This is a genomic window from Aquaspirillum sp. LM1 (genome assembly GCF_002002905.1).
Lineage (GTDB): Bacteria > Pseudomonadota > Gammaproteobacteria > Burkholderiales > Aquaspirillaceae > Rivihabitans.
In genome coordinates this window covers 940741-954107 of the sequence record NZ_CP019509.1, presented here as the reverse complement: position 1 = coordinate 954107, position 13367 = coordinate 940741, and the positions used below count along the sequence as shown (strand labels likewise).

Genomic DNA, 13367 nt, shown 5'->3' with positions numbered 1-13367 from the left:
CTGACAAACGGTCGGACCATTTTGCCCGCGCCCCCGACGAAAGTCGAATGGGCAAGCCGCCGGCTTTTGCCCACGCTGGCCGACTGTTGTCTGTTTGCACAGGAGCCCCGTCATGCGTCACCTTATCGCCTCCCTGCTGTGCGCCGCCAGCCTGTTGCCAAGCCTGGGGCAAGCCGGCGACGCCGCGCCGCCGCCGCCCGACGGCTACCGGATGAGCCACTACCGTGCGCCCACCCCGGAACAACTGCCCGGTGCCCAGCGCATCGACGCCCTTACCCTGGCTGCCCGTTTGCAGCAGCAAACCCTGCTGCTGATCGATGTGATGCCGGCCAACCGGATTGACGACGCCGATGGCGTCAGCCGCTGGCTGCCGGCGCAGCCCCGGCGCAATCTGGCCGGCAGCGTGTGGCTGCCCAATGTGGGCCAGGGCGCGCCGGAAGCCGGTATGGAAGCCTGGTTTGCCAGCGAACTGGCCCGGCTGAGCGCCGGTAACCTGGACGCGCCGCTGGTGTTTTACTGCCTGCGCGACTGCTGGATGTCGTGGAATGCCGGCAAGCGCGCGTTGGCGCTGGGCTACCGCCAGGTGCTGTGGTTTGCCGATGGCACCGATGGCTGGCGCGATGCCGGCCTGGCGCTGGTGGACGCCACGCCGCAGCCCTACAGGCCGCCGCGCTGAATGCCGCTGTGGCAGGCCGGCGCTCATGCCCGCTGCCGGGGGCGGTAGCCGCGAATGGCCAGCGCCAGCATCAGCGCGGTGCATGCCACGGTAATCAGCGCCGGTTCCAGCGCCAGCTGGCCATACAGGGCAAAGCGCAGGGTTTCCACCGCCGATGAAAACGGATTCACCGCGCACACCCAGTACAGCCATTCACTGGATTCCTGCATCTTCCACAGCGGGTACAGCGCGGTGGACAAGAAAAACACTGGGAACACCACAAAGTTCATCACCCCGGCAAAGTTCTCGATCTGGTTCACCCACGACGAAATCAGCATTCCCGCCGCCCCCAGCAGCAGGCCAGTAACCAGCAGCGCCGGAAACACGCTGACAAAGCCCATCCACGGAATATCCACCCCCCACAGCCGGGCAATCAGCAAAAAGCCGTACACCTGCACCACCGACACCACCACCCCAGCCAGCAGCCGGCAGGCCAGCAGCCAGGACAGCCGCTGTGGGCTGGTCAGCAGCACGCGCATGCTGCCCATCTCGCGGTCGTACACCAGCGACAATGAATGCTGCATGCCGTTAAATAGCTGGATCATGCCGACCAGGCCAGGGGTGATGTACACGTCGTAGGTGATATAGGTTTCATAGGGCGGAATGATCGACAAGCCCAGCGCGGCGCGAAAGCCCGAGGCAAACACAATCAGCCAGATCAGCGGGCGGACCAGCGCGCCAAAAAAACGCGAGCGCTGCTGCCAGAAGCGCAGCAGCTCGCGCCAGACAATGGCATGCAACACAATCAGGGCCACAGGCATGCGTCATTCTCCTTGCCGGTCAGCTGGTCAAACCACTGGCCCAGGCTGGCACAGCCGGCCTGTTGCGGCAGATCGCCGGCCCGGCCTTGCGCCACCAGCCGGCCCTGATGCAGCAGCGCCACCTGGTCGTCGGCCAGCACTTCATCAATCAGATGGGTGGCCCACAGCACCGCCAGCCCTTCGTTGCGCACCAGCTGATGCACATGCTCCACCAGAAACCGCCGTGCCGGCATGTCCAGCCCGACCGTAGCTTCATCCAGCAACAGCAGGCGCGGGCGGTGCAGCAGGGCGCGGGCAATTTCCACCCGGCGACGGTGGCCGCCATTGAGCTGGCGCACCCGCTCGTGCCGGCGTTCCGTCAACGCCATGCGCGCCAGTTCAGCGTCGATGCGCGCCTGCCGCGCCGCGCCGCGCAAGCCGTGCAGCGCGGCAAAATAGGCCAGGTTCTGTTCCACGGTGAGATCCAGATCCAGCGTGGGCTGCTGAAACACCACCCCCAGCCCGGCCATCGCCTGGGCAGACAAAGGCTGGCCAAACAGCCGAATCTGCCCGCTCTGGCAGGCCAGCAGCCGGGTGAGCAGCGCGTACAGCGTGCTCTTGCCGGCTCCGTTGGGGCCGAGCAGCACGCGAAACTCACCCGGTGCCACGCTCAGGCTGACTTGGTCCAGCGCCAGCCGCGCGCCATAGCGGTGGCTGACGGCACAAACCTCCAGTGCGGCGCTCATGGCTTGATCGCCACGCCCCACGGATAACGGCCAGTGGCAATCGACTTGACCACCTTGAGGGTGTCCACATCAATCACCGACACATCATTGCTGATGCCATTGCTCACCCACAGCTGTTTTTCATCGCCGGTCAGCGCGGTGTGCCACACCCGGCGGCCCACCAGCAGGTATTTCACCGGCGCGTAAGTTTTGGCATCCACCACCGCCACATGGTTGGCCGGGCCCAGTGCCACAAAAGCATAGCGGCCATCGCGGGTCAGGCGCATGCCCACCGGCTGGATGCGGTCTTTGGGGATGCCGGGAATGGCAAAGCGGATGGTGTGAATGCGCTTGCGGGTGGCCACATCGATCACCGACACCGTGCCGCCCACTTCCGAGCTCACCCACAACAGCTTGCTGTCGTCGCTAAAGCGGGCGTAACGCGGGCGCTGGTCCACCAGGGTGTTATCCACCAGCTTGCGGGTGCGGGTGTCGATCCAGTGCACCATATTGGTGGTTTCCGAGGTGTTCACTGCCCAGCGCCCATCCGGGCTGACTGCCATGCCCTCTGGCTCGACCCCCACGTCAATCTGCCCGGCCACTCGCCGGCTGGGAATATCAATAATGGTGACCACATTGCTGTCTTCATTGGCTACGTACAGCTGCTTGCCGTCTGGCGACAGGGCAAATTGCTCGGGATCTTCGCCCGAGGGCAGGTTATGAATCACCTTCAGCGTGGCCAGATCCAGCACCTGCACGGTATTGTCGTCGCTGGCGCAGATATACAGCTGGGTGCCGTCCTTGGACAGGGTAATGCCACGCGGACGCTTGCCCACCGGCACGGTTTTCAGCACCTTCATGCTGGTACTGTCGATCACCGACAGGGTGTGGTCTTTTTCATTGGAGACATACACGGTGTCGGCCAGTGCCGGCAGCGCGGCAAGCAGCGCAGCGCAGCAGGCCAGGCGGGGAAACAGGGTCATCGGAGTGGCTCCAGGGCGTCAGGAAAATCAATACAAAAAGTCATCAGTTACGGCTTGAGTTACGGCTTGCACTTCACTTCTGGCGCGTCAAATCCCAGCGTATCCAGATCACTGTTCGGGTGCAAAAACCCTTCCTGCGGCGACAGGCTGACCAGCGCGCGCGGCTGGGCAATCAGCATCGGCTGGCGCAATTCACCGTTCCAGGCGCGGTAGCTCAGGCTGCGGCCCTTGAACGCCGCCAGTTCGAATTCCGGGCTGCGGATATAGTCGCGCAAGGTTTTAGCGTCAGCCGACTGGGTGCGTGCCGCCGCCTCACCCACACTGCGCACGGCTGCCCAGCCGGCGTAATCCGCCGACTGCATTGGCCGTTTGGCGTAAGCGCGGAAGCGGTTTTGCAGCTGCACCGCACCCCACTGCTCGGCGCTGGCGTGCCAGCCTGCCGCCACCAGGCCCTGGGTGCCGGCAATCGGGCGCGGCAGCCAGGTGCGGTAAGAAAAGTATTCACCAAAATCCCCGCGCTCGTCGGCCACAATCATCACTTCGTGATCGGTCACCTGGGTAAAGCTCGGCACCTCGGCCTGGGCGGTGCGGCGGGCATCGTGGCTGTAGCGCCAGGCTTTCTCACCGACAATCTGCCCGCCAAAGCGCTTGGCTGCGCGGCGAATCGCCGCCGCATAGGCGGCATCTTCCGGCTGCGGGCCGCTGACCAGAAACCATTTTTTCCAGCGCTTGGCCACCAGATACTGCGCCAGCGCATCGGCCTGCATCGCCCGGCCTGGCAGGGTATGCAGCAGATTGGGCTTGCACTCGCTCTGGCGCAGCCGGTCGTCTGCTGCACCCGCGTTAAACCACAGCATGCCTTCCTGGCCCGGCTGCTTGAGCAGCCCCTCCAGCGTGCTGGCCGGCAGATTCAACACCACCAGCCGCGCCTTGGTTTTGTTCAGCCGCGCCATCCACTCGCTGGCCGGCACGCCAGCCGGCAGTTGAATGCTGTGCAGCTGAAAACGCTGCTGTAAGAATTTGCCGGTGGAATCATTGTCGCGGATGCCCAGCTCCACCCCGGCCCGGCCCAGATCGGCTGGCGGCGGTTCCAGATTGGCCAGCGTGGTGACGGGCGGGCGGGTTTCTTCCAGGTAGGCGATGTCTACCGTGGTGAGCGCAGCTGCCGGCAGAGCAGACACACACAGAACAGCCAGAACAAGACGGGAACAGGCAGACATGGGCAAGGGCTTTCAGACGGCAAGCAAGGGTCAGACAAGAGCTGATCCCATTGTTGGCGGCCACGGCCTGGACGTCTATTCGACTAAAGTTGGGGGCAGACCTCGCATTGCGTTGACATGCTCCCCCGCGCTGGCCTGGCAGTCGCTCTTGAGCGGTTGTTTTTAAGCGTGCAAAGGAAGGGAATTGCTACCACCATTGTGTGGTTTTGCCTGATCGTGGTTGAGCACTTGTGCAGATAATCGCGGCGGGCATTGCCGAGGCGGGCGTGGATGCGCTGGATTCTGGACTTTGCCTTCTTCCCGTTATTGCTGAACATCTGTTTGCGGTTCATCGCACGTTGCGCGCGGCGCAGCGCAGTTTTGTGACGTTTGAAGCTGTGGAGCGGCGTGTAGAAGGTACCATCCGACAGCGTGGCGAAACGGGTAATGCCCATGTCGATGCCGACGGCACCGCCTTTGGGTCAGTGAGGTTTCAACCGCTCGGCGCGTCTGCCAGTCGGCATCCATTCGTACTTGAAGGCTGGGAGACGTGGCATGATCGCAGTGATACCCTAGTAGCCAGTCACCATGATTTGAACCGATTGACTGGTGCCTAGTAGCCAGTCACCATGATCTGAACAGATAATAGGCACAGCTGCTGCATACAGGACGGCACAACCCCGCTGAGGAAACCACCATGCCCGCCATCAAGTATCGTGTCACGCTGACAGATGACGAAGTCGAAATGCTGGAAGCCATACTGCGCAAGGGCAAGTGCGCAGCGCGCAAGCAAACGCGGGCCAGGATACTGCTGAAGGCGGCAGCGGGCTGTAAGGATACGGCGATCATGGAAGCCCTGGCCGTGTCCGCCACCATGATCCACCACACCCGGCAACGATGTGTCGAAGAAGGCGTCGAAGCCGCGTTGAGCGATAGACCGCGTCCTGGAAAAGCGCCGAAATTGACGGATAAGCAATGCGCCCATGTGATTGCCACCGCCTGTACCCCACCTCCCGCCGGACATGACCACTGGACCTTGCGTCTGTTGGCCGACAAGGTCGTACAACTGGGATACGCCGATTCGTTCAGTCACGAAACGGTGCGTCGGCTTTTAAAAAAACACCTTAAAACCGTGGCAGGTGCAGGAGTGGTGTATTCCTGAGGTCGGCGCCGAATTTGTTGCGCCGATGGAAGATCTGCTTGATTTGTACGCAGAACCCTATGATCCGGCACGCCCGGTCATCTGCTTCGACGAAAGCCCGAAGCAACTGATTGGTGAGGTGCGTGAACCCATACCGCCACAACCCAGCGCGCCCGCTCGTCAGGATACTGAATACAAGCGCAACGGCGTGCGCAATCTGATGATGATCTGCGAACCGAAGCGGGGCTGGCGGGAGGTGCTGATCATGGAGCGCCGCACCAAGATCGACTTTGCTCACGCCATGCGGCACATCGTCGAATGCTACCCGGACGCGGAAGTGATTCGGGTTGTTCTGGACAACCTGAACACCCACAAAACAGCCTCTCTCTACGAAGCGTTTCAGCCAGAAGAAGCCCGCGCCATTGCCAGGAAGCTGGAGTTTCACTACACCCCCAAGCATGGCAGCTGGCTCAACATTGCCGAGCTTGAGCTGGCTGTGCTGTCGAATATGTGTTTGTCGCAACGTATCGCCGATGAAGAAATGCTGCGACGCGAGGTTGAGGCCAATGTGCGTGAACGCAACGCCAACGCCATCCCCGTCAAGTGGAAGTTCTCCACTCAGGATGCCCGGCGTAAGCTTGCTCGTCTTTATCCTCGTGTTTCAACGTGACTGGCTACTAGTAGCCAGTCACGTTGAAACACGAGGGTGCCTGCGAGCAAGCCGACGTCGGATGTCTTGCTTTATTTATGTCAAACATCTTGATTTGACACAGCGAACCATCCGCCGCACCCCACCGCGCATTCCCGCGCAGGCGGGAATCCAGGGGCATCCACAGCGCGCTGACTATCCGACAACGCTCAACACCCACCGCGCACGCTGTAGCGCGGTCTGGGTTCCCGACTTCGCGGGAACGACACGTTAGGTGAAACGCATGCCGAAAGCGGTCTAGGGACGCGCTGATTTATTCAGAAAAATCGTGTTTGCCAAAAGCAAAACCCAGCAAAATCAAAACACTGGATTCCCGCCTTCGCGGGAATGACAATTTTTTCAGCGTATCCTTGGGCCTATCAATCACGAAAACGATATTTGGCACAGACGGCACTGCGTTTGTAAGAAGTGGTGGGACAGCGCGCGGTGAAGGCACGGACGGCTAAGCCGTCCGCACTATTCTTCACCGCCCTGAAAGGCGAGAGTTGCCGCGCAACGGTTCAACCGGAAGCGGCATTTTTCACGACCAACGCCTTCACACCGCGCTGCTTGTGTCGTCCTGACTGGCGCGCAGCAGCTGGATATCGTTCAACACCGCATAGATGGGCTGCAGGATCGCCTCGCCCAGACGCAGGCTGCGCTGGCCATTCCAGCCCATATCGTCGTCGGGCAGGTTGGCATTGTCCTTGAACGGCATTTCCAGGGTAAACGCCAGACATTCAAAGGCATTGCCCACCCAGGCAGTGGCCATGCTCAGGTTGGCTTCGCCTGGCGCATCCTTGGCGTAGCCATGTTCATCCTGAAAATCCGGACTGGCCAGCAAGAAGTGCTGCTTGAACTTGTCTTCCAGTGCGGCAATCGGCGCACGGTAATTGGGCGTCCCTTCCGTGCCGGCGACAAATACATAAGGCAGGCTTTCGTCACCGTGGATGTCCAGGAACAGGTCCACCCCGGTTTCCTGCATTTTCTCACGCACCCACAGCACTTCCGGGCTGCGCTCGGCGCTGGGTGTCAGCCATTCGCGGTTAAGGTTGGCACCTGCGGCGTTGGTACGCAGATTGCCGCGCACTGAGCCATCCGGGTTCATATTGGGCACAATATAGAAGGTGGCCTTGTCCATCAGCGCGCGTGCCAGCGAATCATGGGTGTCCAGCAGCCGGCCCAGCAAACCTTCGATAAACCATTCCGTCATGGTTTCACCCGGATGCTGGCGGGCGATGATCCACACTTTCAGGTCGGAGCTGACTTCATGGCCAATGGTCAGCAAGCTGAGGTCGCGCCCGTCCAGGGTAGAGCCCAGGTCAGACAGTTGCACCAGACCAGAGCTTTGCGCCTCGCCAATCAGGCGCAGGTGCTGCTCGTAGGAGTAGGGTTCAAAGTAAGCATAATAAATGCTGCTGGCCAGCGGGGTGTGCTCAATAATCAGCACGCCATCTTCGTAGCGGGCGGGAACCCGGAACCAGTTGACGCGGTCATATGAAGCACAGGGCTGATAATCCACCCAGCCTTCCGGGTAGGCAGCGTTAGCGGCGTTCAGGATGCGCATGGTGCAGGGCTGGTAAGCCGCACCCTGCAGGCGGAAGTAAAACCATTGGGCAAAGTCGGAGGCATTGTCCGGGCGCAGGCGCAGGCGAATGTCGTCGAAGCTGTCCAGGGCGACCACTTCGATGCTGCCGGCGTCAAACGTGCTGCTGATTTTCATGTGGTGTGTCCACTGACCAGAAAAACCGATTGTAGCGCCATCGCCCGACAGCGCAAATGGGCGCAAAAAACCCCGCAGCCATGGCAGCGGGGTTTTGGCTGACGCCAGCTGGCATCAGGCAGCCGGGGTGCCCACTTTCTGAGCGGCGGTTTTCACTGCATCAGCGGTGGCGGTGGTGGCGGCCTTGACGCTGGTTTCAGTGAATTCTGCCACTTGGTGAGCAGCCTTGGTCATGCTGTTCATCGCGGCAGCCGAGGCGGCAATCGACGACTTCAGTGCATTCACGGCAGCATCGGTGCCAGCCGGCGCGTTTTTGGCCAGCACGTCGATCGAGCTGATTACGGTGCGGTTGAGCTGGCTGAACTGTTCATCCAGCAGTTGGGTGAGTTCGTTTTGCGTGGCCGACAGCACTTCGTAGGCATTGCGCGAATGGTTGACCAGTTGCTCGACGGTTTGCACTGCCAGGCCGTTGACCCGGGTCGGCAGTTCTTGCGGAGCACCTTCGGCCAGGCTATGCAGATTGCGGACTTGTTCTTCCAGCAGGGTGCGGCCAGTCTGGAACTGTAGTTTGAACAGGCGTTCAGCACTGTTCAGGCCAATTTGAGTCAAACGCATGGCGGTATCAATGCCGTGCAGGGCAGCCTGGCTGAATTGGGCTTGCGGGTTCACCATGTCAATCTCCTCGTAGACATTTGTTTGGAAAGGAAAATTTGCACTGTTTGCAACTTCCGATGGCTGCATTCTAGGAAGCATTGTGCGGTGCGTCAAGTACTATTTTGTGCGCTGCACAAAATTTTTCTTCATTAAAAATAACATCTTGCGCAATGCACCAGAAAGATGCAGACAGCAGGCATGGCTATGGTAAAGTTGTCTTTTGCGCTGCAATAATTTGCGGTATGCCCACTTGGGCGGCGAGTTCCGGTCATGTCCAGAAACCAGGGCAGCACATGCGGAAAAACCGCGTCAGCGCAAAGGATATTGGCCGGTTCCAGCCACCGCCCACGCAAGCGGAGGGCCTTGGGCACGCCAGCCCATTCAGGCGGGGATGCCGCCAAAAACGAAGGTCAATGTGCCGGCCTTTCGTGTAGTCAACCCATGTGAACACGTGCACTGTTGCGACTTTGCCACGGTGTGCCCATGTTATACCAAAAGAAAAACCGGAGGCTCGACATGAGCGGAGAGAAGCGCATTATCAAGAAATACCCGAATCGTCGCCTGTACGATACGGCCACCAGCTCCTACATCACCCTGGGGGATGTCAAGCAGCTGGTGCTGGACCACGTGGAACTGCAAGTGGTCGACGCCAAGTCTCAGGATGACATTACCCGCAGCGTGCTGTTGCAGATCATTCTGGAAGAAGAAGCCGGCGGCATGCCAATGTTCACCTACGACGTGCTGACCCAGATCATCCGCTTCTACGGCAACACCATGCAGGGCCTGATGGGCAACTATCTGGAAAAGAACCTTGAGCTCTTTACCCAGATGCAGCAAAAGCTGCAGGATCAGACCCGGCAAATGGTGGGCGACACGCCAATGTTTGGCAACCACAATATGTGGAGCGAATACATGAAATTCCAGGCCCCGGCCATCCAGAACATGATGACCAGCTACCTGGAGCAAAGCACCAATATGTTTGTGGAAATGCAGAACCAGATGCAGGCCCGCACCAAAAACCTGTTCACCGGCTTTCCCTTCCAGCCCTACCCGCCCAGCAGTGACCCCAACAAAGATGCCTGATCGCCCAACATGATGGCCTGACACCGGGTTAAGGGTGTGTTGCGCCAGCAGGGTGGCTGTCCCGCCTGGGGTAAAGGCCGGACAGCCCACGCCGCTGTAGCGCGGACAACCCTGCTGTATACTTGCAGAACTCCGCCAGCCGGACATCCGCGCAGATGTCCGGCTTTGTTCGTTTTTGCATGAGTCTTTTTCTCCATGGCACATACCGTACCCAAAGTCGGGTTCGTCAGTCTTGGCTGTCCCAAGGCATTGGTCGATTCCGAACACATCCTCACCCGCCTTCGCGCCGAAGGCTACGAAATTTCCCCCAGCTATGACGGGGCCGATCTGGTGGTGGTCAATACCTGTGGCTTTATCGATTCAGCGGTGGCTGAATCGCTGGATGCGATTGGTGAAGCGCTCAATGAAAACGGCAAGGTGATCGTCACCGGCTGTCTGGGGGCCCGTGCTGACGGCAAAATGGTCACCGACGTGCATCCCGCCGTGCTGGCAGTCACCGGCCCGCACGCCGCCAGCGAAGTGATGGAACATATCCATCAGCACCTGCCCAAGCCGCACGACCCCTTCATGGACCTGCTGCCGCCAGCCGGCATCAAGCTCACCCCACGCCACTACGCCTATCTGAAGATTTCCGAAGGCTGCAACCATCGCTGCACCTTCTGCATCATCCCCGGCTTGCGCGGCGACCTGGACAGCCGGCCAGTCCATGAGGTGCTGAAAGAAGCCGAGGCGCTGGTCAAGGGAGGGGCCAAAGAGCTGCTGGTGGTGTCCCAGGACACCAGCGCTTACGGCGTGGACGTGAAATACCGCACCGGCTTCTGGCAAGGCCGCCCGGTGAAAACCCGGATGACCGAGCTGTGCGAAGAACTGGGCAAGCTGGACGTGTGGGTACGCCTGCATTACGTCTACCCCTATCCGCATGTGGATGAAATCATTCCACTGATGGCCGAAGGCAAAATCCTGCCCTACCTGGACATCCCGTTCCAGCACGCGTCGCAAAAAGTGCTCAAGGCCATGAAGCGCCCGGCCAATGCCGACAATGTGCTGCAACGCATCCGCAAATGGCGGGAAATCTGTCCGGAACTGGTAATCCGCAGCACCTTCATCGTTGGCTTTCCTGGCGAAACCGAAGAGGACTTCAATATCCTCTTGGATTTCCTGCGTGAAGCCGAGCTGGACCGGGTGGGCTGTTTCACCTACTCGCCGGTGGACGGTGCCGCTGCCAACGAACTGCCCGACCCAGTGCCGGAAGACGTGAAGGAAGCGCGCAAGGCACGATTGATGGAATTGCAGGCAGACATCAGCGCCCGCCGACTGGCCGCCCGCGTGGGCCAGATCATGACCGTGCTGGTGGATGAAATCGACGACGAAGGTGCGGTATGCCGCAGCTACGCCGATGCGCCGGAAATCGACGGTCTGGTATTTGTGGCCGATAGCGATGGGTTGCAGGTGGGCGACTGGGTGGAAGTGCGCATCATCGACAGCGACGAATACGACTTGTGGGGTGAGCGGCTGGACGACTGATACAGCCTGGAGGCCGGCGCTGCCGCGCCAATCCTCCTCACCCTTCCCGGTTTGCGCTAACATGGCAGAAAGACCTTGATACCTTGATGTCTGCTGTAGCCGATGTGACTACAGTTCCAGCGTATTACACACCACGGACAAAACCGCCCTGACGGTCTCTGCGCTTGCCGTCCCCTGCGACAGCGCCAGGCGGGAAGAACTGAGCCGTTTTGTTCCAGGTGTCTTGTCGGGAGATCGATCATGCGCGTCCTGCTTGCCATCCTGTTGCCATTCACTGCATTTTTCCGCCTGCATCGCACCGGGGCCGGCGTGGTCAGCCTGTTGCTTCAGCTGACCGTGGTTGGCTGGTTGCCAGCTGCGCTCTGGGCCATGTATGCGCTGGGCCAGGCCAGCGCCAGCCAGCATCGCCCCCATGCGCACCGGACACATCATCCGGCCCCAGTTCACCCTCCCATCTCGAGCAAGCCGGCCCCTGTCAGCGCCAAAATGCCCACCAATCGGCGTCGCTATTAAACCGGACGCACGGCAGACCCGTCAGCCGTTCCGGCAGGCCAAGTGGCTGATATTCAGATTTTTTGAACCTTTCTGGCAGATTTCCTCGCTATCTTGCTGGCAGCTGGCTGCCTAGAATGGATGTATGAGTTGCATTGAGCAGCATGTTCATTCATTAATTGGCACAGATCAAGTTCAGCAATCCTGACTGACTCTGCCAGGGAGCCTCTTCATGTCACCGTCTGCATTTATCAGCCGCCAGATTGAATTCACCCTTGCCGGGCAAGCCGCTTCGGATGGTGCCGGGGTGCGCCTGCTGCGTATCCTGCATGGTGCTGCCGCACAGCGCCGGCTTGATCCCTTCCTGATGCTGGACGAGTTCCGCTCCGACCAGCCTGGCGACTATCTGGCCGGTTTTCCCGAGCATCCACATCGTGGCTTTCAGACCGTCACCTATATGCTGGCCGGGCGCATGCGCCATCGTGACAGCGTGGGCAATGAAGGCGTGCTCGGTCCCGGCGCGGTGCAGTGGATGAATGCCGGGCGCGGCATCTTGCATTCGGAAATGCCGGAACAGCAAGATGGCCTGATGCATGGCTTTCAACTGTGGATCAACCTGCCCGCCGCACGCAAGCTCAGTGCGCCAACCTACCGCGACCTGCCCGCCGAGGCGATTCCGGAACTGCGCACCCAGGCAGGCAGCCTGATTCGGGTGATTGCCGGCGGTGTGGACGGTGTGGAAGGGGCGATTCAGGAAGCAGACACCGAACCATGCTACTGGGATGTGCATCTGCCCGCTGGTGCCAGCGAATGCCTGGCGCTGCCTGCAGGCCATCATGCCGCCGTTTATCTCTACGACGGCACGCTCAGTGTGGCGGATCAAGCCTTGCCGGTGCGCACGCTGGCGGTGCTGACACAAAACCCGGCCAGCCATGGCGTACAGCTGCATAGCGCCAGCGGCGCACGCTTGCTGGTGCTGGCCGGACAGCCGCTGAACCAGCCGATTGCCCAGTGGGGGCCGTTTGTGATGAACACCCGCGACGAGATCGAGCAGGCCATTGCCGAAATGCGCGCCGGCACGCTGGCCTGAGTAAATGCACAGGCTTTGACTTACCGCAATGGGTAGGACAGAATGGCTGTGTCAGAATCTTCAGTGTTCCCATGTCATCCGCTTTGCGGAGGAGTCTTACAATGTTGTTTCAATCGAACCTGCTCGGACAAGTTACTGTTGATGAAAACACGGTTCTGAATTTCCCGTTGGGGTTGCCGGGGTTCGAATCCTGCCAGCGTTTCAAGCTGTTCCATGAGGAGTCTGAACAAGCTGATAGCCCGCGCGTGTTCTGGATGCAGTCGCTGGATGACGCTGATGTGCTGTTCAGCGTGGTGGCACCGGAAGAATTTGGCGTGCGCTACGAAGTGGAACTCAGCGCCGAAGAAGTGGATGCCCTGCAACTGGCCAACCCGGAAGATGCCCTGGTGCTGGTGATGATTTACAAAGGCAGCGACGCCATCGACGAAAATACCCACCCGCTGCTCAAATCGCTGAGTGCCAATCTGCGCAACCCGTTGATCATCAACTCGGTTTCGCTGCGTGGCCTGCAACTGGGCCAGCTGCAATGTGATATGGTGCTGCACAACCGCGCCGCCTGATTGCCCGGTTGCCTGATCTGAACGCCACGCCAGCGATGGGGTGGCGTTTT

Annotated in this window: 14 protein-coding genes; 7 read left to right on the top strand and 7 right to left on the bottom strand. The window is 60.2% G+C overall.

Annotated elements, in window-relative coordinates; translation table 11 throughout:
- The first annotated feature begins 112 nt into the window (after positions 1-112).
- Complete coding sequence (locus BXU06_RS04215) at positions 113-676, top strand: rhodanese-like domain-containing protein (RefSeq protein WP_077297127.1); 564 nt, start codon at positions 113-115, stop codon at positions 674-676.
- A gap of 23 nt (positions 677-699) precedes the next feature.
- Here BXU06_RS04215 and BXU06_RS04210 read toward each other — a convergent pair whose 3' ends face one another.
- From BXU06_RS04210 to BXU06_RS04190, 5 genes are all read right to left on the bottom strand, one after another.
- Positions 700-1476, bottom strand: coding sequence for an ABC transporter permease (locus BXU06_RS04210; RefSeq protein WP_077297125.1), 777 nt, complete (start codon positions 1474-1476; stop codon positions 700-702).
- A complete protein-coding gene (locus BXU06_RS04205; protein WP_077297123.1) occupies positions 1461-2201 on the bottom strand; it encodes an ABC transporter ATP-binding protein in 741 nt (246 codons plus the stop codon). Before BXU06_RS04205 ends, BXU06_RS04210 begins: the two co-directional genes overlap by 16 nt.
- Positions 2198-3163: a YVTN family beta-propeller repeat protein gene (locus BXU06_RS04200; RefSeq protein ID WP_077297121.1), complete on the bottom strand. Its 966-nt coding sequence runs from the start codon at positions 3161-3163 to the stop codon at positions 2198-2200. The genes BXU06_RS04205 and BXU06_RS04200 overlap by 4 nt, the downstream gene beginning before the upstream one ends.
- Before the next feature lie 59 nt (positions 3164-3222).
- Entirely contained in the window at positions 3223-4383 is a 1161-nt protein-coding gene (locus tag BXU06_RS04195) for an ABC transporter substrate-binding protein (protein WP_077297119.1), read from the bottom strand.
- Between the two features lie 83 nt (positions 4384-4466).
- Positions 4467-4823 (bottom strand): transposase, encoded by a 357-nt coding sequence (locus BXU06_RS04190; RefSeq protein ID WP_256364065.1) that lies wholly within the window; start codon positions 4821-4823, stop codon positions 4467-4469.
- Positions 4824-5059: 236 nt separating this feature from the next.
- Between BXU06_RS04190 and BXU06_RS04185 the strand changes: the two genes are divergently transcribed.
- A protein-coding gene (locus tag BXU06_RS04185; RefSeq protein WP_150125096.1) for an IS630 family transposase occupies positions 5060-6173 on the top strand; the annotation gives its coding sequence in 2 pieces (ribosomal slippage) (positions 5060-5487 and positions 5486-6173; 1116 coding nt in all).
- Between the two features lie 574 nt (positions 6174-6747).
- On the opposite strand, the gene BXU06_RS04180 is transcribed toward BXU06_RS04185, so the two are convergent.
- Positions 6748-7914 (bottom strand): M14-type cytosolic carboxypeptidase, encoded by a 1167-nt coding sequence (locus tag BXU06_RS04180; protein WP_077297115.1) that lies wholly within the window; start codon positions 7912-7914, stop codon positions 6748-6750.
- A gap of 114 nt (positions 7915-8028) precedes the next feature.
- Entirely contained in the window at positions 8029-8586 is a 558-nt protein-coding gene (phaP, locus tag BXU06_RS04175; protein ID WP_077297113.1) for a TIGR01841 family phasin, read from the bottom strand.
- Positions 8587-9084: 498 nt separating this feature from the next.
- On the opposite strand from phaP, the gene phaR reads away from it, so the two are divergent.
- The 5 genes from phaR (at position 9085) to fliW (ending at position 13317) form a co-directional block, all read left to right on the top strand.
- Positions 9085-9651 carry a polyhydroxyalkanoate synthesis repressor PhaR gene (phaR, locus tag BXU06_RS04170; RefSeq protein WP_077297111.1) on the top strand — a complete coding sequence of 189 codons (567 nt, stop codon included), beginning with the start codon at positions 9085-9087 and terminating at the stop codon, positions 9649-9651.
- A 195-nt stretch (positions 9652-9846) separates the two neighbouring features.
- On the top strand, positions 9847-11175 hold the full coding sequence (rimO, locus tag BXU06_RS04165; protein ID WP_077297109.1) for a 30S ribosomal protein S12 methylthiotransferase RimO: 1329 nt from the start codon (positions 9847-9849) through the stop codon (positions 11173-11175).
- A gap of 240 nt (positions 11176-11415) precedes the next feature.
- Positions 11416-11688 carry a YqaE/Pmp3 family membrane protein gene (locus BXU06_RS18570; protein WP_077297107.1) on the top strand — a complete coding sequence of 91 codons (273 nt, stop codon included), beginning with the start codon at positions 11416-11418 and terminating at the stop codon, positions 11686-11688.
- Positions 11689-11899: 211 nt separating this feature from the next.
- Entirely contained in the window at positions 11900-12757 is an 858-nt protein-coding gene (locus BXU06_RS04155; RefSeq protein WP_077297105.1) for a pirin family protein, read from the top strand.
- 101 nt (positions 12758-12858) lie between these two features.
- Positions 12859-13317 carry a flagellar assembly protein FliW gene (gene fliW, locus BXU06_RS04150; protein WP_077297103.1) on the top strand — a complete coding sequence of 153 codons (459 nt, stop codon included), beginning with the start codon at positions 12859-12861 and terminating at the stop codon, positions 13315-13317.
- Positions 13318-13367: the final 50 nt, after the last annotated feature.

Coding starts and splice junctions, on each gene's coding strand:
- rimO (WP_077297109.1), top strand. CDS start 9,847: ATGGCACATACCGTACCCAAAGTCGGGTTCGTCAGTCTTGGCTGTCCC.
- BXU06_RS04210 (WP_077297125.1), bottom strand. CDS start 1,476: ATGCCTGTGGCCCTGATTGTGTTGCATGCCATTGTCTGGCGCGAGCTG.
- BXU06_RS04200 (WP_077297121.1), bottom strand. CDS start 3,163: ATGACCCTGTTTCCCCGCCTGGCCTGCTGCGCTGCGCTGCTTGCCGCG.
- BXU06_RS04155 (WP_077297105.1), top strand. CDS start 11,900: ATGTCACCGTCTGCATTTATCAGCCGCCAGATTGAATTCACCCTTGCC.
- BXU06_RS18570 (WP_077297107.1), top strand. CDS start 11,416: ATGCGCGTCCTGCTTGCCATCCTGTTGCCATTCACTGCATTTTTCCGC.
- phaR (WP_077297111.1), top strand. CDS start 9,085: ATGAGCGGAGAGAAGCGCATTATCAAGAAATACCCGAATCGTCGCCTG.
- BXU06_RS04205 (WP_077297123.1), bottom strand. CDS start 2,201: ATGAGCGCCGCACTGGAGGTTTGTGCCGTCAGCCACCGCTATGGCGCG.
- phaP (WP_077297113.1), bottom strand. CDS start 8,586: ATGGTGAACCCGCAAGCCCAATTCAGCCAGGCTGCCCTGCACGGCATT.
- BXU06_RS04195 (WP_077297119.1), bottom strand. CDS start 4,383: ATGTCTGCCTGTTCCCGTCTTGTTCTGGCTGTTCTGTGTGTGTCTGCT.
- BXU06_RS04215 (WP_077297127.1), top strand. CDS start 113: ATGCGTCACCTTATCGCCTCCCTGCTGTGCGCCGCCAGCCTGTTGCCA.
- fliW (WP_077297103.1), top strand. CDS start 12,859: ATGTTGTTTCAATCGAACCTGCTCGGACAAGTTACTGTTGATGAAAAC.
- BXU06_RS04180 (WP_077297115.1), bottom strand. CDS start 7,914: ATGAAAATCAGCAGCACGTTTGACGCCGGCAGCATCGAAGTGGTCGCC.